This is a genomic window from Rasiella rasia, from assembly GCF_011044175.1.
In the GTDB taxonomy this organism is placed as follows: Bacteria; Bacteroidota; Bacteroidia; order Flavobacteriales; family Flavobacteriaceae; genus Marinirhabdus; species Marinirhabdus rasia.
Window position 1 is genome coordinate 1,595,410 of record NZ_CP049057.1, and the last position, 21,974, is coordinate 1,617,383.

Annotated in this window: 19 protein-coding genes; 9 read left to right on the forward strand and 10 right to left on the reverse strand. The window is 37.9% G+C overall.

The window, feature by feature from the left end; genetic code table 11:
* Position 1: 1 nt before the first annotated feature.
* Positions 2-1,147 (reverse strand): efflux RND transporter periplasmic adaptor subunit, encoded by a 1,146-nt coding sequence (locus G5B37_RS07200; protein ID WP_164679371.1) that lies wholly within the window; start codon positions 1,145-1,147, stop codon positions 2-4.
* Positions 1,148-1,215: 68 nt separating this feature from the next.
* Positions 1,216-3,135, reverse strand: coding sequence for an ABC-F family ATP-binding cassette domain-containing protein (locus G5B37_RS07205; RefSeq protein ID WP_164679372.1), 1,920 nt, complete (start codon positions 3,133-3,135; stop codon positions 1,216-1,218).
* 157 nt (positions 3,136-3,292) lie between these two features.
* Here G5B37_RS07205 and G5B37_RS07210 point away from each other — a divergent pair, with 157 nt between their 5' ends.
* Positions 3,293-3,601, forward strand: a complete 309-nt coding sequence (locus G5B37_RS07210) for a DUF983 domain-containing protein (RefSeq protein ID WP_318527369.1) — start codon at positions 3,293-3,295, stop codon at positions 3,599-3,601.
* Between the two features lie 73 nt (positions 3,602-3,674).
* Here the strand turns inward: G5B37_RS07210 and G5B37_RS07215 are convergent, their stop codons facing one another.
* The 8 genes from G5B37_RS07215 to G5B37_RS07250 all read right to left on the reverse strand — a co-directional run bounded on the left by G5B37_RS07215 (position 3,675) and on the right by G5B37_RS07250 (position 14,236).
* Complete coding sequence (locus G5B37_RS07215) at positions 3,675-4,739, reverse strand: NAD(P)/FAD-dependent oxidoreductase (protein WP_164679374.1); 1,065 nt, start codon at positions 4,737-4,739, stop codon at positions 3,675-3,677.
* A gap of 120 nt (positions 4,740-4,859) precedes the next feature.
* Entirely contained in the window at positions 4,860-5,762 is a 903-nt protein-coding gene (gene porN, locus G5B37_RS07220; protein WP_164679375.1) for a type IX secretion system ring subunit PorN/GldN, read from the reverse strand.
* A gap of 16 nt (positions 5,763-5,778) precedes the next feature.
* The gene (porM, locus tag G5B37_RS07225) at positions 5,779-7,347 is read right to left on the reverse strand and encodes a type IX secretion system motor protein PorM/GldM (protein WP_164679376.1); all 1,569 of its coding nucleotides are present in this window, start codon (positions 7,345-7,347) and stop codon (positions 5,779-5,781) included.
* A 42-nt stretch (positions 7,348-7,389) separates the two neighbouring features.
* Positions 7,390-8,034 (reverse strand): type IX secretion system motor protein PorL/GldL, encoded by a 645-nt coding sequence (gene porL, locus G5B37_RS07230; protein WP_164679377.1) that lies wholly within the window; start codon positions 8,032-8,034, stop codon positions 7,390-7,392.
* A 75-nt stretch (positions 8,035-8,109) separates the two neighbouring features.
* Positions 8,110-9,483: a T9SS ring complex lipoprotein PorK/GldK gene (gene porK / locus G5B37_RS07235; RefSeq protein WP_164679378.1), complete on the reverse strand. Its 1,374-nt coding sequence runs from the start codon at positions 9,481-9,483 to the stop codon at positions 8,110-8,112.
* Positions 9,484-9,593: 110 nt separating this feature from the next.
* Complete coding sequence (locus G5B37_RS07240; RefSeq protein ID WP_318527370.1) at positions 9,594-10,757, reverse strand: formimidoylglutamase; 1,164 nt, start codon at positions 10,755-10,757, stop codon at positions 9,594-9,596.
* A gap of 62 nt (positions 10,758-10,819) precedes the next feature.
* Positions 10,820-13,327 carry a type I DNA topoisomerase gene (gene topA, locus G5B37_RS07245; protein ID WP_164679379.1) on the reverse strand — a complete coding sequence of 836 codons (2,508 nt, stop codon included), beginning with the start codon at positions 13,325-13,327 and terminating at the stop codon, positions 10,820-10,822.
* A 138-nt stretch (positions 13,328-13,465) separates the two neighbouring features.
* On the reverse strand, positions 13,466-14,236 hold the full coding sequence (locus G5B37_RS07250; protein WP_164679380.1) for a hypothetical protein: 771 nt from the start codon (positions 14,234-14,236) through the stop codon (positions 13,466-13,468).
* Positions 14,237-14,364: 128 nt separating this feature from the next.
* On the opposite strand from G5B37_RS07250, the gene miaB reads away from it, so the two are divergent.
* The 8 genes from miaB to groL all read left to right on the forward strand — a co-directional run bounded on the left by miaB (position 14,365) and on the right by groL (position 21,550).
* On the forward strand, positions 14,365-15,801 hold the full coding sequence (gene miaB, locus G5B37_RS07255; RefSeq protein ID WP_164680901.1) for a tRNA (N6-isopentenyl adenosine(37)-C2)-methylthiotransferase MiaB: 1,437 nt from the start codon (positions 14,365-14,367) through the stop codon (positions 15,799-15,801).
* An 83-nt stretch (positions 15,802-15,884) separates the two neighbouring features.
* Positions 15,885-17,156, forward strand: a complete 1,272-nt coding sequence (locus G5B37_RS07260) for a sigma-54 interaction domain-containing protein (RefSeq protein WP_164679381.1) — start codon at positions 15,885-15,887, stop codon at positions 17,154-17,156.
* A 16-nt stretch (positions 17,157-17,172) separates the two neighbouring features.
* Positions 17,173-17,685, forward strand: a complete 513-nt coding sequence (locus G5B37_RS07265; RefSeq protein ID WP_164679382.1) for an LptE family protein — start codon at positions 17,173-17,175, stop codon at positions 17,683-17,685.
* Positions 17,686-18,612: a hypothetical protein gene (locus G5B37_RS07270; RefSeq protein ID WP_164679383.1), complete on the forward strand. Its 927-nt coding sequence runs from the start codon at positions 17,686-17,688 to the stop codon at positions 18,610-18,612.
* Positions 18,609-18,935, forward strand: coding sequence for a preprotein translocase subunit SecG (secG, locus tag G5B37_RS07275; protein WP_164679384.1), 327 nt, complete (start codon positions 18,609-18,611; stop codon positions 18,933-18,935). The genes G5B37_RS07270 and secG overlap by 4 nt, the downstream gene beginning before the upstream one ends.
* 96 nt (positions 18,936-19,031) lie before the next feature.
* On the forward strand, positions 19,032-19,367 hold the full coding sequence (locus G5B37_RS07280) for a hypothetical protein (protein ID WP_164679385.1): 336 nt from the start codon (positions 19,032-19,034) through the stop codon (positions 19,365-19,367).
* Between the two features lie 155 nt (positions 19,368-19,522).
* Positions 19,523-19,798 carry a co-chaperone GroES gene (locus tag G5B37_RS07285; protein WP_164679386.1) on the forward strand — a complete coding sequence of 92 codons (276 nt, stop codon included), beginning with the start codon at positions 19,523-19,525 and terminating at the stop codon, positions 19,796-19,798.
* A gap of 123 nt (positions 19,799-19,921) precedes the next feature.
* Positions 19,922-21,550 (forward strand): chaperonin GroEL, encoded by a 1,629-nt coding sequence (gene groL / locus G5B37_RS07290; RefSeq protein ID WP_164679387.1) that lies wholly within the window; start codon positions 19,922-19,924, stop codon positions 21,548-21,550.
* Positions 21,551-21,974: the final 424 nt, after the last annotated feature.

The following is a 21,974-nucleotide window of genomic DNA, read 5'->3' on the forward strand; positions in this document are numbered from 1 at the left end:
CTTATTCCTCTGTTTCAGTTGAAGTATTTACAGCAGAACCATCTTTATTTACCTTTACCAGCATACCTGCATATGCCCCAGGGATAGATTTCGATAAAATAGTAGTACCATCTGGCACCCCTTGTAAAACCACCTCCTTAGGTGAGAAATAGACTGGCTTTACTTGCATAAGGTCTAGAATGCTATCTCTTACGATATAAATTTCAGACTCGTCTACTAATAATTTTCTGGAGATCTTAATTGCATTTGCCTGTTCTCGAGCTTCTAACTGTGCTTCTAAGTACATGCCCTCTTTTAAATCTTTCCCTTCTACCTCAACAAAAACTTTTATAGTTTGTGTATCGGGGTCTATACGACCGTTTACTCTACTAACTGTTCCTGTGTATTTTTTCGAGCTCTGCGGAATAGATAAATCAACTTTTTCTCCAATTTTCAATAAGTCGCTAAATGTTTTTCCAATAGCTAATTCTAGTTCATACACCGAAGTATTAATGTACTCACCTAATTTTTGACCTTGTCTTATAAGTGTTCCTTTGGTCACTAAGGCTTCTGTTAACACCCCATCGAATGGCGCATAAATGTTATACTTACCTAATCGTTGTTCTAAATTTTTTAAATTGTAATAAGAAGAATATACCCCACGTCCGGTTACAAAGTATTTTACATTATCTGATGTTGTTTCAGGTAATGCAGGTACCGATTTGTTAATATCGAAATTATCTAAATATGCTTGCCATTTAGGAAATGCCTCCGGGTAATCTAATCGAAGATCTGGCATTAATGAAGTCACTAAATTGTAAAATTCACTTTTAGACGCCTGTACCGAAGCATAATATTCTGAAGCATTTATGCGAATTAGTGGTTGGCCTTTTCGGTAAGGTTGTCCCGCTTTAAAGTCGTTAGCACTACCTTGAAAAACACCTTGAACTTCAGAAAACAATTCTAAACGTTCTTTGGCTTGCAGTGTTCCGTTTGCTGGAATTACAATAGGCACGGTAGCATTAGTTACGGTTTCAGCAAAAACCGTTTTTACAACCTTATCGATTTTAGGTTTTGGTTTATTGTTATTATCTATCAGGTATTTAGACCCGAAGTAAGCACCTATGAGTATCGCAATTCCAAGGCCATAAAGAAGAAATTTTCGCATTGCCAGCAAGTAAGTTGATTAACAAGTCAAAAATACTGCGGCTGTTTTCCAATGACGTTAAAAGTATCTTAAATTTGAAACGCTTCTAAAGATTCTGTGACGGTTTCCCAATCTTCCATCAGTTCGTTAAGTTTTTCCTTTTTTGCCTGATATGAATCGAAAAAATTAGGTTTTGCAATGGTTTCTTCATAATTCACCTGCAATTCTACATCAATCTCCTTTATTTCCTTTTCTAGCTTTGATACCTGAGCTTCAATTTTGCTGAGTTTATTTTGTAGTGACTTCAACTTTTTCTGATCTTTATAGCTCTGTTTCCCTGAAGAAGCGCTAGTCTTTTCTTCTAGAACTACCTTTGTTTTCTTTTCGGCCTCACGAAGATTTTCGAGATTGCGTTGTTCTAAAAAGTAATCAATATCACCTAAATATTCTTTTAGCTTTCGGTCTTTAAACTCATACACCTTATTGGTAAGTCCTTGTAAAAAATCTCGGTCGTGAGACACCAAGATGAGCGTTCCTTGAAAGTTCTGCAAAGCCTCTTTTAATACGTTTTTAGATTTTATATCTAAGTGGTTAGTAGGCTCATCCATAACCAACACATTAAAAGGTTGCAGCAACAGTTTTGCCAGTGCCAAACGGTTGCGCTCTCCTCCAGAAAGCACCCTTACATATTTATCTACTTCTTCGCCTCTAAACAAAAATGATCCCAAGATATCGCGTACCCGAGGTCTTGTCTTTTCGTCTGCAGCATCGATCATGGTATCTTCTACCGTCTTGCTTCCATCTAAATAATCTGCTTGATTTTGGGCGAAATAGCCTATCTGAACGTTATGACCCAGCTGAATATCACCTTCAAAAGGAATTTCACCAACTATCATTTTTGCCAATGTAGATTTACCCTGGCCATTTTGCCCTACAAAGGCTGTCTTAGAGTCTCTCTCAATTAAAAGATCAACATTGTTTAATACTTTTTTGTCGCCGTAGTTCTTAGACGCATTTTCTGCTGTAATCACTACTTTTCCGGGAGTGACTGAAATAGGAAACCTAAGATTCATGACAGCATTATCATCTTCATCTACTTCAATTCTATCAATACGGTCTAGTTTCTTTATGAGCGATTGAGCCATGGTGGCCTTACTTGCTTTGGCTCTAAACTTTTCAATAAGTTTTTCGGTTTGCTCTATTTGTTTTTGTTGGTTTTTTTGTGAAGCCAATTGCTGCTCACGCAATTCTTTCCGAAGCACTAAATATTTAGAATACGGTTTTGGATAATCGTAAATCTTTCCGAGGGAAATTTCAATTGTACGGTTGGTAACATTATCTAAGAACATTTTATCATGCGAAACAACCACTACTGCCCCTGCATAGTTTTTCAAGAAATCTTCTAACCATAAAATAGATTCAATATCTAAGTGGTTAGTAGGCTCATCGAGCAGTAAAATATCATTATTCTGAAGCAGTAATTTTGCTAGCTCAATACGCATACGCCAACCTCCAGAAAATGTTTCAGTAACCTTGTTGAAATCTTCTCTCAGGAAACCAAGTCCTTGTAAAATACGCTCCGTCTCACCTTGATAATTGTACCCACCATGAATTTCATACTGATGCTGCACTTCATTCAGGTCTATCATTAACTGATTGTAGCTTTCACTCTCGTAATCGGTGCGCTCTGCTAATTGCGTATTTATCTCCTCCAGTTGTTTCTCTAAGGCTTTAATGGTAGTAAAAGCTTGATAAGATTCTTCCAATACAGTACGCCCCTTGGTAAAATCAATATCCTGTTTTAGAAATCCAATAGAAATTTCTTTGTCGGCTGCAATAGCACCTTCATCGTATTCCTGCTCTCCAGATATTATACGTAGTAATGTAGATTTTCCAGCACCATTTTTACCCACCAATCCTACTCGATTTCCAGGCGATAGCATAAAAGTAATACCTTCAAAAAGGTATTCACCTTGAAAAGAAACCGATAAATTGTGGATATTAAGCATAAAAATAATTGATACAGCGTGATGCGATTTGGGTGCAAAGATGCTTAATTTTGTAATGCAAAAAAAATAGATTATAAATAGATGTGTTATGGGCTTAAAAGGAACTAAAATTTATAGCATTTTCACAGGAACGTGCCCCGTATGCCAATCGCATTCTATGTACACACATAGTAATGCGTATAATTTTTCAGAAACATTGAAAATGCATGAAAATTGCCCTCACTGTAACACCAAATTTAAAATAGAACCTTCTTTCTTTTATGGTGCAATGTACGTCAGCTATGCCGTTGGAGTTGCCATTGCTGTAGCTGCTTTTGTAATTGCCTATTTCTTTATCGGTTTGGATAGATTAGCAACATTCTTTGTGATTACTGGTACATTATTGGTGTTGCTGCCTCTAATTTTGCGCGTCTCAAGAAATATTTGGATAAATATGTTCTTTGCATTTAACAAAAGTAAGGTGTAATTAGACTCGTAACAGAATACGAACTTAACAAGGGTGTGTTGCGCTGATTGTTTAGTTTATTGGGTTGAGCTAACTAATAAAACCGCTTAACATCAACCTCTTTTGGCAGCACAGTTTTTTTCTCAATAAAATCTAACAGCCATGTACTTAATAATGGCGCCATAGAAAGACCACGAGTTCCCAAGCCATTCATAAAATATACAGGCAACGTATCGTCAAAACCACCCAAGAGTGGTTTTCTGTCTATCACCGTAGGGCGTACTCCAGCAACTTGGCCGACAACCTCAAAATTGCAGGAAATCATTTTCTTTAGCTTTTGAAGTATTTCTTCTTTTGCACGTATTGTTGTTTCTTCGGAAAAATCATCTCGACTATATGAAGCTCCAACTTTGTACAAGTGGTCGTCCAAAGGAATAATCATCACTGGACCTTTAAGTACTTCATTAAGTTGCAATGCTGGGGCTTTAAAAAGCACATATTCTCCTTTATTTCCAACAAATACCCGATCATCTTTTGGAGAAACCGATAGTTTAAAAAATGGATTATTTACTACAGAAGCCCCTTGACTAAAAATAATGTTTGCTGCGGAAATATCCTGATAACGTATATCGTTGCTAGTCACCTGCAACGCGTTAAAATCTAGTTGCCCTATACGAAGTAGCTCTCTATCCTTCAGGTATGCTCTAAACTTCTCTATAAGCTCCTTCGGTTGTAACATAGCGCCCTCTTTTACTGCACCCAAACCGAATGGTGCATTTATAGCAGGGTTTTGATTGGAGGTAATTTCCGAAGCTAAATACTGAGACAATTCCTTTTTGTCACTAGCTACCATCCAATTGTTTTGCTCCTCGATACTATTAAAAATGCGGTGGATTGTTGTGGTATTAATTAAAGACGCGTTTAAACGATCGCTTAATTGACTGTAGAATGGAATTGCGGTTTCAAAAAATTCTGAAGCATTCCAAGCTGCGGTGAAACGTTTTAACACTGTTGGATTTAAAACCCCGCCAGAAGCAGTTGTGGCGCCTTTTGCTGCATCATCATACACTACAAAGGTTTTTCCACGTTGCAGTAAACTTTCTGCCAACGTAACCCCTGCAATTCCAAAACCAACAAGTATGTAATCAACTTTTTTCACGTGAACAAAAGTAACGAATGATTGTGGCTTTAAGCTGTTTGAAACAGCGCATCTTAGCGTAAACAAAAAACCCTCCAAGGAATAACCAAGGAGGGTTTATAATTGTAACCTAGTTGACTCTTAATAATTCCACAGGTCTATTTCCATATTTCTGATTTGATCTTTAATACGTTCTGCTTCTAGCAGCTGCATTAAGGCATTATCGTTTATGTAATCTCTTACACCACGGTCACCCTGTACATTATCTTCCTTATAGATCATTGCGTTAAAACGTCTTGAGTTTAACAAGTGATCATAAGAGATAGGCTGCGAAGTGTTTTTACGATTAAACGCTTTGGCTTCATGCAACGCTTTACGTGCTCCTGGAAACCATACCCAAAACAATTCAACTTTACTATCTAAGTTATCGTCTGGATACGCTTTAGAACGCGCTTCGTTTGCCACAGGACAGATACCTAATAAACGGTACTTTAATTCTCCTTGACGCTTATCTAGATAGTAGATACCTCGAATTCTCCATTCTTCAATATCTCCAGCATCTAAATCGAATCTTCTAATGTATTGCGGATCTACAATTCCTTCGGCATTCAATTGCTCGATACCTAAATCTGTAGTATCGCTATACACTAAAGAAGCACTGATGTCTTTAAGCGTACGCTTTTCAGTAAAATATGAGTCGGCGTATACATCTTCAATGTTTCCATTTCTAATGTTTTTCACTAACACATCGTACAGCGAACGTCTTTCAGAACCAATGTTGTTGGTGTCTATAGGATAGTACAATGGAAAGTTCACTCGCTCGTCGAGGTCAATGATTTCCCAAGTAGTCTTAGACCACAGGATATCACGCTCGTCTGTATACCCATAAGGTAACGGCTCGTCATTGTCATAGGCAATCTGCGCTTCCGTCTTTTTGCCTATTTCTTCCGGTGTCTTGGCATTAAGTACATTTAACTGCGCATTTGCAGCAGATGTAGCTAACAACAATCCAAAAACACTTAAAACAACATTTTTAAAAGTCATAAATCAGTTTTTTATTCTAGTTTGTAAGCTCAATGATTACTGGTGAAGTCTTTTTAAGAACTACACTACTACCTTGAACTTTTGCATTAATATCGAAAATTTGAACCGCGTCTCCACGTTTCGCTCTACGTAATGCACCTTTAGCAGCTCCGTCTAACCTTGTTCCGTTTACACGTACTGTTGGTTGTCCTGATACTTTAAAGCTAAATCCGGTAACATTTAATTTTACATCAAAATCGAAATCTGGTAATACTGCAGACACAGAAGAAATTTCTAATCCGTTACGCTGCATTCTTACAATTCCAGTTTCACCTCTAATCGCACCTTGTGGTGGTGGAATATCCTTGATACGGAATTTCTGACTATCAGATCTCTTTTCTCCTCCTGGTAAGGTAGCGCTTACATTAATAGTAACCTCTCTACCTGCTCCTGGACGCATGGTGTATGAACTACCAGAGTTTCTTGTTAACCCTGTAGCAGATGCACTCACTGTTTGTGCTCCATCAAAAGCAATCGTCATTGGGTTAGCAACCCCACGATATACTACATTCATCTTATCTGCAGAAATTGTCGCTTTGTCTGGCTTGTTAATTGTTGCGAAGCTAGATTTTACTGGCACTTCAATTTCTTCTCCACCTTCACCGTACACAAGCATACCTTCAATTTTATGATCTCCAGGGCTACCTGCTCCAATATTCAGCTTCACCCTACCACCTTCAACAGTGTATTGTGATTCTGTAAGTGGACGACCATCTAACGTTAATTCTACACGTTTTGGTACTGTACTAGCATCTGTACGACCTAACATAATAGATCCTTCAAATACTTCTCCAGAATAGAAAGCAGATTTTGATGCTTCCATTATTGTAGAATAATTACTAAATGAAAGTGCTGCTGCTTGTTGTCCAGAAAGCATTTTTGACAAAACTTCGCTTTTGGCTGTTTTAACATCAGCCTGAAGTTGTGTTAATTTTGTCATTGACGCAATTAAAGGAAATCCTTCATAATTGTACTTTAACCATTCAATTTCTTTCCCATCGCGGTTTGTTTCTGGGCTTGTTGAAAAGTTACTTTCTAAAGACTTTTTAAGATCTTCAACACCAGCAACCTTTTTAGCTACTGCTGTATCTGATAAAATAGCCAACATTTCAGTACGATACTTGTTCATCTTAGCGATAAACTCCTCACCTTCTGGCTTGTAGTTATCTCCAGTGAAAAACAAATTATTGAAGTGATCTGGCTTGTCCATTACTTCGTAATCTGTTGGATCTTCAAGATCTTTAATCGCTGCACTCTTTAAAGAAGTTAAGTAACTATCTAATTCGTTAGACGTTGCCTCAATCTCTTGAGCTTTTGCATATACCGCAGCATATTGTGCTGGCTCATCTGATGCTTTCGTATTCAACCCTTCCATAAAGGCTGTATTTCTATTTGCAGTTTCAGTATTTGCCTTTTCGATTTTATTGTTCAACAAACCGAAAGCAGATAATACTTCTTTCGACATGTTTAAAGCGAGCATCGCGATGAAAACCAAGTACATTAGGTTAATCATCTTTTGCCTTGGGGATAGTTTTCCTCCTGCCATTTTCTTTGTTTTTAAAGATTAATATTTGGTTGAAAAACTATCTTAGTTTCTGTTCATTGCAGTTAACATACCTCCGTACACACCGTTCAATGAAGAAAGGTTTGTTGCAAGGTTTTCCATCTGAGCTTTAAGTTGATCTGCGTTTTCAGCAATTTTTTCGTTTGCTTCAGTCTGACGGCTTGTAGACTCTATTTGTACTTTATACAAGCTGTTTAAAGAATCCATTTGTGCAGCAGCTAATGCCATTTCCTCACTATACTTCTTAGTAGAGTTCATTGCTTCTGCTGTTGGAGCCATTCCTTTAGCAGCACCTTCGAACGAGCGGATACTTGTGCTTAAAGAATTCATTAATTCTGAATCGATACGTGCATCTTTTAACATTTCGTCTAATTTCTTAGATAAAAGTCCTTGCGCATCTTCTGGTTGCTTTGCTTTCTTTCCTGAAGAAGCACCACCAGCTAATTCTGGATATACTAAAGACCAATCTAAATCGTCATCAACTGGCTCAAATGCAGAGATTGCGAAAATAATAGCCTCTGTAATAAGACCGATCGCAAGTAGTAATCCACCGTTAAGTGGTCCTAATTCCCAGTGAAGAATTTTAAATAGTGCTCCTAAAATTACAATAGAAGCTCCAAGCCCGTAGGCCATGTTAAATAGTCTTTTAGATGATTTTGATTGTGCCATAATTCAATAGTTTTTAGTTAAGTTAAATAAGTAAGTATGTTAAGATTCAATATAAAGGGAAAGAAACGCAAGATATTATCTTGCGTCTCCAAAGTTTTTATTTACAGTAATGTCAGTACCCATATAATCTTGTACTGTTCGGAAACCAATATAACTTCTTGCAGAGTCTGCATATTCGAAGTCACGGCTACTTACTTGTAGGAAGTAAGCAACATCTTTCCAAGAACCACCACGTACTACTTTACGCATATTTTCGTCGTCGTTCACATTAGGATTCATTGTTGAAGAATACTCATAAGAAGCAGCATCGTAGCTAGAAGCTACCCATTCTGCCACATTACCAGCCATATTATATAAGTTATAGTCGTTTGGCTCATAGGCATCTGCTTCTACAGTGTAGAGTGCCTGATCTGCCGCGTAATCTCCACGCAGCGGTTTAAAGTTTGCCATAAAACAACCACGGTCATTCTTAGCATAAGGACCACCCCAAGGGTAGGTTGCAGATTCTAGACCGCCACGTGCTGCATATTCCCACTCTGCTTCTCCAGGAAGACGGAATGAATTTACATGCTGACGTTTTTTCGATTTTTGGAATGAGTTTTTATACAGAGTTCTCCATGCACAAAATGCCTTCGCTTGTTTCCAGCTAACTCCTACTACAGGATAATCTCCATAAGCTTCATGCCAAAAATAGTCGTTGTGCATTGGCTCATTGTAAGAGTAGTTGAAATCTTTAATCCAAACTGTTGTATCTGGATAAATCTGTACTTCTTCTTTCTTAATAAAGTCTTTTCTTCTTTTTCCATCGGCACGTGCAGCAGCTTGAATGTCCATATACGTGTACTGGAATTTCAATTTATCTACATCTATAGTACGTTGTCCATTGTAAGCCTCTTCTGCTGGGATATACATAGTATCCATCACCTCAGAGTAGTATTCATCTGGATATTCACTCGTGTCCCAGAAAAGATCTACATCGCTATTAATCTTTCTACCCGCGTAGAAATCATCTCCCATACCATAATAATTATCGTACATGTATTGCTCATACGGAGTCATTTCTTCGTTTTCTTGGTCTACAAAAGCAAATTCACCAATACCACCATCGCCTGGAGTTGCCCCTACCTCATCGGCAAGAATAGCTAACTTTAAACGTAAGGTAGAATCGCGTACCCACTCTACAAATTGTCTATACTCTGCGTTTGTAATCTCGGTTTCGTCCATGTAGAAAGATCGAACCGTAACAGTTTTTGTCGGGGCATCATTAACCGCAACAAAATCGTCGTCAGATTTACCCATTATAAACGAACCTCCAGGAACAAGTGTCATTCCGTAAGGTTTTTCTGGGTACCATTTTTTGCCTTTTGCGCCAACTAGTTCTCCTCTATCTCCTGAGTTACAACTAAACAAAAAGGCTACCACTGCAGCAATTGCAAGAATCTTCTTCATAGGTATTTCGGTTAAATTCGTTTGATTTAAGGGCGTAAACCTATCTATAATAATTTAAAAAAACAACATATTTCTTTAAAAACCCTTAAACCAAATATTACTCGGTTTACTTAAATTTCATTTTTTCGGCGGGCTTTCAGCCACCGTTCAGGAATCTCCTGATTCGTTGCACCCACGTATTCACTGTAAGTGCATGGTAATAACGTATGCTTTTTCAGTTTAGTATCTACTTCTGAAATAAATGGTAATTCTATCCACCAACGTCCCGTTTTATGACTCTTTTTGAACACCAAAACATCTTCTTCTATTGGCACTTTATAGGTAGAATAGTACCTTTCATCGGTGAAATCGTTGTCTAAAACCCTAAAATTAACACCTTCAATAAAATACCACAACAGTTGTGCAATTAACATTGCACCCGCCTGTGCTTGTGCAAAATCTTTTAACTCATAGATTCCAAAAGACGATACTCGGTTGCTAATACCTGCATATCGAGCCATAGCACATATTTCTCTGCCGTCAAATCCGTTTGGGCTTGCACTATTCTTATAACTTAATTCTGCACTTTTTATTGCAGTTATATCTAAACTTACAAGGTCTGCATCGCGCATAATAGGCTCTACCATTGCGATGTCTGCTGTGACAGCTCCCAACCTGTAAGCATCGAAATACAACTTATCCATGAGGCCTATTTCGCCCGGTGGATTAAAATACGACTGGTATCCAATTACACTATAATTAAAGAGGTTGTAGGGTTCATCTACAATAATCTTACCCACATACGATTTATTATTTATAGATTTTTCGGCATCCCCTAAATCGAAGTTGGTGTCTATATTTACCATATTCACCATTGTAGCACGATCGTCGTACGCACGATATTGCGCATACACGGTATCTTGACCTCCTCCAAGTAGTAATGGTATTACGTTTTTTGCAAGTAAGGCTTGAGTAACGGTTTTTACTGCGAAGTAGGTGTCTTCTACAGAAGCCCCTTTGGCAATATCTCCTAAATCGATAATTTTTTTATTCCAGTTTCCTGGATACAACGAATAGAACGCACTACGGAAAGCGTCGAACGAGATGTCTTCTCCTATATAATTAACATCGTTTCTATTTTCTAAAACTCCAAAAAGGGCAAAAGAAACACCTTTCAGGTCTGGCAGTTCTCCATTTTTATTATGGAGCTCAATTTGTTTTCCAAGTGTGCCTTCTGGCAAAATTTCCCGATGGGCTATTATTTTTTTGGAAACCGGCGAAAGAAATTCAATCATAATGCTTCCAAGTACTTAAATTATTGTGTAAAACATAAGCGCCAAAAGTAAGAAATCTACACTTACTTTTTTGCAGGTTTTTTCTTTGCAGTAGTTTTTTTCTTAGTAGCTCTTTTCTTAGGGGCTTTCTTAGCAAATAACTCTTGGGCATCTTCTAATGTTATTTTGTCTGCCTTAGTAGTTTTAGGCAACTCTATTTTAGTCTTGCCTTTAATTAAATTAAATCGTCCCCAACGCGCCTTCTCTAAACGAATTCCTTCTTCTGGCCATTCATTAATTAGCTTATCAATTTCTTTTTGCTTCTTATCTTCAATAAGCTGTACAATATCGTCATCACTTAAATTATCGAAATCGTATTTCTTATTTACATTAATAAACATGTTGTTCCACTTAATAAAGGGACCAAATCTACCCTTACCTTTTTGAACGGGTAAATCTTCATACATATATATAGGTGCATCTGCTTTTTTCTTTTCCTCAATAAGTTCTTTTGCGAATGGCATTTCTACTTCTAAAGGATCCATTCCTTTTGGAAGCGAAATAAAAACTTTACCAAAACGAACGTAAGGCCCAAACCTTCCGTTATTAACTTCCACTTCTTCACCATCGTACACCCCAAGTGTTTTTGGAAGTTTAAATAGATCCATCACTTCTTCAAAAGTGACGAGGTGTAGTTGCTGGTCTGGTCTTAAACTGGCGAATTTCTTTTCTTCATCGTCTGGAGCTCCAATTTGTGCCATTGGCCCGTATTTTCCTAGACGTACTAAAACAGGACGCCCCGAAGCTGGGTCTTCTCCTAAAATTCGTTCACCACTTTCTCGCTCTGCATTTTCCTGTACATCTTCAACATGCGGATGAAATGAGGTGTAGAAATCTTTCATCATCTTCTTCCAATCCTCTTTCCCATCTGCGATATCATCAAAATCTTCTTCTACTTTCGCCGTAAAATTGTATTCTAGGATATTTCCGAAGTGCTCTACCAAGAAATCATTTACAATCATACCAATATCTGTTGGCACTAATTTCCCTTTATCACTCCCCACTGTTTCAACCAGCGTATTATCTTTAAGGTTATTATCTTCTAAGGTAAGCTGAAGGTATTTACGTTCTTCCCCATCTATCGTCCCCTTTTCAACATAATTTCTATTAATTATGGTTGAAATGGTTGGCGCATACGTTGACGGTCTACCAATTCCTAATTCTTCGAGTTGCTTTACTAAAGACGCCTCTGTATAACGATACGGAGGTCTTGTAAAGCGTTCTGTAGCGGTAATATAGTTAGAATCTAGACCATCTCCCTTTGTTAAGTTAGGAAGCATCCCGTCTTGTTCTTCTTCTTCAAAGTCTGTTCCCTCTAGGTACACTTTTAAGAAGCCGTCAAACTTAATCATCTCTCCGTTGGCAGTAAATTGTTCTTTTACAGTTTTGGCAGCGACAATATCTATTTTAACATTAGTACGTTCTAATTTAGCATCGCTCATCTGACTTGCCAAGGTACGTTTCCAAATAAGGTCGTACAATCTAGCTTGGTCACGATCTCCTTCTATACTATGCTTATTCATTTCTGTAGGACGAATTGCCTCATGCGCTTCTTGCGCACCTTTTGCCTTACCTTTATAGTTGCGCGGCTGGCTGTATTCGCTTCCGTAGAAAGATTCAATTTCTTTTTGCGCAGCGTTTCTAGCATCATTACTTAAATTCACGCTATCGGTTCTCATGTAAGTTATTAGACCTGCCTCGTACAAACGTTGCGCTATGGTCATTGTTTTCCCTACTGAAAAGTATAATTTTCTTGACGCTTCTTGCTGTAAAGTAGATGTTGTAAAAGGTGCAGCTGGCGATTTTTTAGCGGGCTTTTTAACAAGATCGGCAATGGTATATTTGGCACCAACATTCTTTTCTAGAAATGCACGCGCTTCGGCTTCAGTTTCAAAGTTCTTAGGCAACTTAGCCTTAAATTTGGATCCTTCGGCCGTTATAAATTCTGCATCTACACGATACGACGCCACAGGATTAAAAGCTTCAATATCACGCTCACGTTCTACAATAAGTCGTACAGCAACACTTTGCACACGACCTGCAGAAAGTCCTCCTTTAACTTTTCTCCATAACACAGGAGAAAGCTCATACCCTACTAACCTATCCAACACACGTCGCGCTTGTTGCGCATTTACGAGATTGTAATCTATTTTTCTAGGGTTTTCAATTGCCTTTAGGATGGCTGATTTTGTTATCTCGTGAAAAACAATACGTTTGGTATTGGCATCTGTAAGATCTAATTCTTCGGCTAGGTGCCATGCTATAGCTTCTCCTTCTCGGTCTTCATCACTTGCTAGCCAAACCATGTCTGCCTTTTTAGCAAGATTCTTTAAGTCTTTAACCAGACTCTTTTTATCTGGAGAGACAATATATTTAGGTGTAAAATCTCCATCAACGTCTACCCCCAATTCTTTAGAAGGCAAGTCGGCTATATGTCCAAAACTAGAGGTTACCTTAAAATCTTTCCCAAGAAATTTCTCTATGGTTTTGGCTTTTGCCGGGGACTCTACAATCACTAAATTCTTTGCCATTTATCTGTCTTTATTATCGATTCTCCTGAAGATGGGAATCAAATTTTGGACTACAAAAGTATGTGAATTTTTTTATACGGAAATTTTAACCCAAAAAATTAGGGTTCTATTAACATTACGAAACTTCCTTTTCTTGGGCTATTGTAACACACCAACCGATGGCTCTGCTTCATCTTCTGGAAAGCCAATGGTACTTTTATAGATATGATATATAGGTATATGCACAAAAAGTTGCGTTACAAACATACCTACAAAACACGCAATCATACCGAGCTGTGCAACCATAGAAGCAATCATTACAATTCCGAAGATGATGAGCCAAAATTTATGACCTAATTTAAAAGCAGCTTTTATAATTTGTGAAACCGAGAGGTCTTGGTTAAAGGTAAATAGTACAGCAAATAACTGCAATGGTACCATCACGTAAAAAATGGGAAGGTAACAAAGTAATGCCGCTACGACAGCGATCCCCATGGCCGCAAGATTTAAAAGAAAGATTTTTCCGAAGTTTCCTTTAAGATAAGAAAAGTAACTTCCGGGCTTTTCGGCACTCCCAATGTCTTTCAACCGAATTACCTTATAAAAATGAGCCACCAGCGAGAAACTGAAAATCTGTATAAACAAAGAAAATAACAGCACTACAAGTACATAACCAACAATAAAAGCAACAGAGTAGTCGAATTCTGGATTGTAATACGGATTCCCCATATTTTCTAGTATTCCTACATACATTGGTATAAAAGGCACATACACAGCTATTAGCACAGGCAACACAAAGAGCATGTTTAACAAGCCATGGTACAATGCTGGCTCCCAAAGTGCTTTAACTGCATCAAAACTCTTGGTGAGCAAGTCGCCAAAATCAGGTTTTTGGGCTTTCTCAATTCGATTAAAAATAGGATGTTCCATAGAAGGTTACGTTGATTCTTGAGGATAAAGATAGAAAAAAGAAAGCTGCCATTTTGACACAAACTTAGATTTATAGCTATCTTTGCACGTTGCTTGTTATAGCATAACTAGTCATTTTGAAAAAGCACATGCAAGAAAAAGTAATAGACGAAAAACAACAAGGCACAGCGCTAGAAATAGCCGGTCGGGACACCAACACCAAAAAGCTGTTTATTGAGAGCTATGGCTGCGCTATGAATTTTAGCGATAGTGAAATCGTGGCGTCTATCTTAGCTAATCAGGGCTACAATACCACTCAGAAATTAGAAGATGCCGATTTAGTTTTAGTAAATACATGTTCAATTCGCGATAAAGCAGAACAAACTGTTAGAAAGCGTCTGGAAAAATACAATGCCATAAAACGAGACCACAATCCAACCATGAAGGTGGGTGTTCTAGGTTGTATGGCAGAAAGGCTGAAGGAGAAATTTCTAGATGAAGAAAAAATTGTGGATATGGTGGTGGGGCCAGATGCCTATAAAGATTTACCCAACCTACTTGCCGAAGTAGAAGCAGGAAACGACGCCGTAAATGTTATTTTATCTAAGGAAGAGACCTATGGAGATATAGCGCCAGTACGACTCAATTCTAATGGTATTAACGCCTTGGTTAGTATCACTCGTGGATGCGATAATATGTGCACCTTTTGTGTGGTGCCGTTTACAAGAGGGCGTGAACGTAGCCGAGATCCGCAGAGTATTTTAGAAGAAATAGATCAATTGGCCACACAAGGATATAAAGAAGTTACCCTTTTAGGCCAAAATGTTGATAGTTTTTTATGGTATGGCGGCGGACTTAAAAAAGATTTTAAGAATGCATCAGAAATAGAAAAGGCCACAGCTATAGACTTCTCGCAATTACTTGCTATGGTTGCGGAAGCGCAACCTACCATGCGAATTCGCTTTTCAACTAGCAATCCGCAAGACATGACAGAAGAAGTTTTTCATGTGATGGCAAAATATAAGAACATCTGCAACCATGTTCATTTACCATTTCAAAGTGGTAGCGATCGTATGCTTAAAGAAATGAATAGGCAGCATACCGCTTCAGAATATATTGCCCTAGTAAATAGAATGTGGGAAATTCTACCAAACTGCTCTATTTCACAGGACATTATTGTAGGATTTCCAGGTGAAACTGAACAAGACCATCAAGACACACTTTCTTTAATGGACCAAGTTAAGTTTGTGTTTGGTTATATGTATAAATATTCTGAACGCCCTGGAACCATGGCCGCAAGAAAATTTGAGGATAATATTTCCGAAGAAACAAAGAAAAGAAGACTCACAGAAATTGTAGATAGACAGCGCTCACATGCGGCATATAGAACTCAACAATTTATTGGCAAAACAACAGAAGTTCTCATCGAGAAGGAATCGAAAAAAGACCCAAACCAATGGAGCGGGCGTAACGAACAAAGTCTAGTAGTTGTGTTTCCAAAAGGAAACCATAAACCAGGCGATTTTGTGAACGTAAAAATTCATGATTGTACGAGCGCAACGCTTATTGGCACCACGGTTGCCTAGGCAACTAAATAATAATGGCAACGCTTAGGAAGCCACATGTATAAAAGAATAATAAACGAGCAGAAACTTATAAATCGAACAAATTGGAAAGTGTACAAGCCACAAAACAACGATTCGGAATTATTGGAAATGATCCAAAACTGAATCGCGCCGTAGAAAAAGCCATACAGGTTGCCCCAACAGATATTTCGGTTTTAGTAACTGGAGAAAGTGGGGTAGGAAAAGAAAGTATTCCTAAAATTATTCATTCGCTATCTCATAGAAAACACGGAAAATATATTGCAGTAAATTGTGGAGCAATTCCTGAAGGCACCATAGACAGTGAATTATTTGGACATGAAAAAGGAGCTTTTACGGGAGCAACACAAACCCGTAGCGGTTATTTTGAAGTAGCAGATGGAGGTACTATTTTTCTCGATGAAGTAGGCGAATTACCACTTCCAACTCAAGTTAGATTGTTACGTGTTTTAGAGAACGGCGAATTTTTAAAAGTTGGATCGTCTAAGCTGCAGAAGACCGATGTTCGTATTGTAGCGGCTACCAATGTAAAGATGGTAGATGCCATTGAAAAAGGGAAATTTAGAGAAGACCTGTATTACCGTTTAAGTACCGTAGATATTAACCTACCCCCTTTACGAGATCGCGCCGAAGACATTCATTTGTTATTCCGAAAATTTGCTTCAGACTTTGCCCAGAAATATAAGATGCCAACACTACGCCTAGACGACGATGCCGTACATATGCTAATTAATTATCGCTGGAGCGGAAATATTAGACAATTACGCAATGTGGCAGAGCAAATTTCTGTTTTAGAACAAGACCGAACCATTGATAAAAACACATTGCGCAACTACCTGCCAGATATGGGCAGTAATTTACCCGCAGTAATTGGCGCGAAAAAAAGCGCGAGTGATTTTAGTAGTGAACGTGAGATACTCTATAAAGTATTGTTTGATATGCAACGCGATGTGAACGACCTTAAAAAATTGACCCTAGAGCTAATGAATTCTGGAAATGCCAGTAAGGTGAAAGAAGAAAACAGCGGACTCATTAGCAAGATTTATTCTGAAGAGCACAACCATCAGGAAGAGTTGGCTGCTATTGTTGAAGAAGATGACGCGCCTACAAATGTTTCGGTGTTAAGCATAGACGAAGCTGTTCCAGACACCCGCAATGACAAATACGATTTTGCCGAAGAAATTGAAGAAGAAGAAAGTCTTTCATTACAAGACAAAGAGCTTGAACTTATTAAAAAATCATTAGAAAAATACAATGGCAAACGAAAAGACGCAGCCGATGAATTAGGTATAAGCGAACGAACTTTGTATAGAAAGATAAAACAATACGATTTATAAGTACCTTGCATTTTATATGAAATACCTACAAAACCTATTAATATTATTAACCGTAGCACTGACTGCTCAGGGATGTGGTGTATATTCGTTTACAGGAGCAGACATAGACTATAGCACTACAAAAACCTTTCAGGTAAACTTTTTTCAGAACAATGCTCCAATCGTTCAGCCCGGTATTGCAAGAGATTTCACGAATCAACTTCAAGACTTATTGGTAAATCAAACCAGCTTAAACCTTGTAACCAACAATGGTGATTTAGTATATGAAGGGGAAATTACAGAGTATTATATCGCACCAATTACAGCCCAATCTAATAGCACAGCCGCTCAAAACAGACTAACCATAAGTGTTAATGTTCGATTTTTTAACACAAAGAAAGAAGATAAAGATTTTGAGCAACGCTTTTCGTTTTATTTCGATTACCCTGGGCAAACCCAACTTACTGGGTCTACCCTAGATGACGCAATTAACGTAATTTACGAACGTATTACGCAAGATGTTTTTAATAAATCTTTAGCAAACTGGTAGGTGAACACAGAAACTTTTACATATCTCCTAGCTCACCCGCAGCAACTTACCGACCAGCAATTGTCTGAGTTAGACAAAGTACTGCTGAAATTTCCTTACTTCCAGAGTGCGCGCGCGTTGCGATTAAAAGGCTTAAAAAACAATCATAGTTTTTTATACAACGACGCCTTAAAGCTAACAGCTGCTTATACCGCAGATCGAGATATTTTATTTCAATATATCACGTCTGATGCTTTTATTCAAGATAAAATTTCGGAATCAATTTTACAGCACGACGCTTCGGTGTTGGCGCTAGAAGTCACAGCAGAAGATGTTTCAGAACAAACGGCGCTAGAGTTAGACAAACAAATGAAATCTGAACTCAAAAAAGCAGAAGCGATTTTAAATCCGCAGTTGTTTGAGCGTAAAGTGCAATCGGTTAAGGAAATTTCCGAAGAAAACAGAGAACCAAAAGTACCGCCTGTTATAGAAAATGAATCAGCCGCAGTGGCTAAAACTATTGCTGTAGATGAACCACTTCCTTTTAAGAAAAGTGACACGCATTCATTTAGTGAGTGGTTACAACTCACCAAAGTACAGCCTATAGATCGCTCTGAAGAAAACACAGATGAGTTAGATTCTTCGACAAAAACAGAAGGTGCTCCTCTTGAGAAAAAGTTAGAACTGATTGAAAAATTTATTCAGGAAAAACCAAAGTTAGAGGTTTCAGAAATGCCAGAGAAACAAATTAATCTCGCAAAGCCCTATACACAGACGCCTAACGCACTAATGACAGAGACATTAGCGAAGGTTTACCTGCAACAAAAGAACTATAAAAAAGCAATAAAAGCTTACGAAATTTTAATTTTGAAAAATCCCGAAAAAAGTGGTTTCTTTGCAGACCAAATTCGGGCAATTAAAAAACTGAATACAAAAGAAGAATCATGAGCACGTTTACAATATTTCTTATCTTAATTATTTTTATCTCCTTTTTATTGGTGGTAGTCATCATGGTACAAAACCCTAAAGGAGGCGGATTATCATCTACTTTTGGCGGTGGCGGTGGCCAGCAACTTGGAGGTGTAAAGAAAACTACAGACTTTTTAGATAAAAGTACATGGACCTTAGCGGTAGTACTATTGGTTTTAATCTTAGCATCTAACATTCCAATTATGAATGGTGTAGGTACAGATGGTACATTTCAGGAAGATGCCATAGAAAATGTTGTGCCAGAGGCAGTGCCAACTACTACAGAAGGAGAAACTGAATAAATAGTTTTCCATATTTAAAAAACACAAACCAGTTCTTATCGAGCTGGTTTTTTTATATTATTAGTATTGATAAATCCTTTCAAAAAATCAAACCCTATGAAAAGCATTGTCCTTCTTCTTAGTATTTGCGTGCTATTTACGAGTTGCTATTCGTACAAAACATACTTGGGAGCACCTGAAAATATTATAGTTGGCAAGAAATATCATTTCGATTTTAAGAATGGCAAAGAGGGAATTTACAGAATAGATTCTATTGGGCAAGATGCGTATTATTACAAAAGAGGAAACAAAGTAAAGTCAATTGCTTTTTCTGAAAACCAAAAAACGGAGCAAGGTAAATTTTCTATCACGCGAACTGCTGGACTCACTGGAGGAGTCGCTATAGCCGCAACAGGCATTGCTGCTATTATTGTTTTTCTTACAAATTGGTAAGACTTTTATTCCTCCAATTAAATTTCGCATCGCTCAGGCTGACAATTTATCAGTTAGTAGGGCGTGGCATACTTTCTGCCTGTAGAACAACAGATAAATTACTTTTAAGTTTAACAAAACTCCCACCGTTGTGGAAGTTGTAATAAAAAATAAAAATGGCATTAAAAATCCAACCCCTTTCAGACAGAGTAGTTGTTGCGCCTCAGGAGGCAGAAACAAAAACGGCATCTGGACTATACATACCAGATAGCGCTAAAGAAAAACCTCAACAAGGCAAAGTAGTTGCCGTTGGAAAAGGTAAAAAAGATCACGACATGACTGTAAAAGTCGGTGACATGGTGCTTTATGGAAAATATTCCGGTAGCGAATTAAAACTAGACGGCAGCGATTACCTAATCATGCGTGAAGACGATATACTCGCAATTGTTTAGCATGACGCTTTAAACAATTACTCAAAAAATCAAAAAGATAAATAACAATTTCCAAACAACAATCCAATTCTATTTGGGATTTGGATCTTAAAATTTGGAACTTAATTTTAAAGAAAATTCATTATGGCAAAAGATATAAAATTTGATGTAGAAGCACGCGACGCAATTAAGCGCGGCGTAGACGCATTGGCAAATGCAGTAAAAGTAACCTTAGGACCTAAGGGGCGTAATGTAATTATTAGTAAAAGTTTTGGAGCTCCACAAGTAACTAAAGATGGTGTCTCTGTAGCTAAAGAGATTGAACTAGAAGACCCGCTAGAAAATATGGGAGCCCAAATGGTAAAAGAAGTGGCTTCTAAAACAAACGACTTGGCAGGAGATGGTACTACAACGGCAACTGTTTTGGCGCAAGCAATTGTAAAAGAAGGCTTAAAAAACGTAGCCGCTGGTGCAAATCCGATGGATTTAAAACGCGGAATTGACAAAGCCGTAGAATCTATTGTAAAAGACCTTGAAAAGCAAAGTGCGAAAGTTGGTAATTCTTCTGAGAAAATTCAGCAAGTAGCTGCTATTTCTGCTAATAACGATGATACCATTGGTAAATTAATCGCGCAGGCCTTTAGTAAAGTTGGTAAAGAAGGAGTAATTACTGTTGAGGAGGCAAAAGGAACTGAAACCTATGTAGATGTTGTGGAAGGAATGCAGTTTGATCGCGGGTATCTTTCTCCATACTTTGTTACAGACAGTGAAAAAATGCAGACTGAATTAGAGAATCCGATGATCTTGTTATGTGATAAGAAAATCTCTTCTATGAAAGATTTAATGCCTGTTTTAGAACCCGTTGCTCAGCAAGGGAAAGCATTGTTAATCATTGCTGAAGATTTAGATGGTGAGGCATTGGCTACATTGGTTGTAAACAAATTAAGAGGTTCACTTAAAATTGCCGCTGTAAAAGCGCCTGGTTTTGGAGACCGTAGAAAAGCAATGTTAGAAGACATCGCCATTTTAACTGGAGGAACTGTAATTTCTGAAGAAAGAGGTTTCACACTTGAAAATGCAACGCTTGACATGCTAGGTACTGCAGAAAATGTAACTATTGACAAAGACAATACAACCATAGTAAACGGTGCTGGTAAAAAGAGTGATATTCAAACACGTGTTGGACAAATAAAGTCTCAAATTGAAACTACCACAAGTGACTATGACAAAGAAAAACTTCAAGAGCGACTGGCTAAGTTGGCAGGTGGTGTAGCGGTACTTTATGTAGGAGCTGCTTCTGAAGTAGAAATGAAAGAAAAGAAAGACCGCGTAGACGACGCACTTCATGCAACTAGAGCAGCTGTAGAAGAAGGAATCGTTGCTGGTGGTGGTGTTGCCTTGGTTCGTTCTCAAAAAGCATTAGAGAAACTTACTACGCATACAATGGACGAAGCTACTGGAATTCAGATTGTCTCTAAAGCAATTGAAGCTCCTCTACGAACCATTGTTGAAAATGCTGGTGGTGAAGGTTCTGTAGTAGTAAATAAGATTAGAGAAGGCAAAAAGAACGAAGGTTTCGATGCTAAAACTGAAACATATGTAGACATGCTTAAAGCAGGAATTATAGATCCAACAAAGGTAACACGTGTTGCCCTTGAGAATGCAGCTTCTGTTGCAGGAATGATTCTAACTACCGAATGTGCTTTGGTAGACATTAAAGAAGATGCTCCTGCTATGCCACCAATGGGTGGAGGTATGCCAGGCATGATGTAAGTCGCAACGCGACAACTAAAAAATGAGTTTGGCTCATCGCCAGCTCTTAAAACCTCTACTTTTTTAGTAGAGGTTTTTTTGTCTAGCAGCTCTAATTGTGCACGTTAATTTTTGAAAAAGCACGATTAGAACACTACCATTTAAAACGGAATATTTTCTTAGAACAACAAAAGCCACCCTTTTGAGGTAGCTTTCTCTTTTTCCTTGATATAGGTTTTGTTAATAACACATTACCTAATTAGAAGTTTCATCACAAAAACTTCAATCCCAAATTACTTCTTCTTTGAAGTAGTCTGAGGAGTCTTCTTAGGAGCCTGCTTTTGAGGTGCCTTAGGAGCTTTACTTGACTTCTGATTTTTCATAACTTTTATAATTTAAAGTTACTGAATACAACTGTTTCTTTAACATCTAGCGTTTCAGCAAA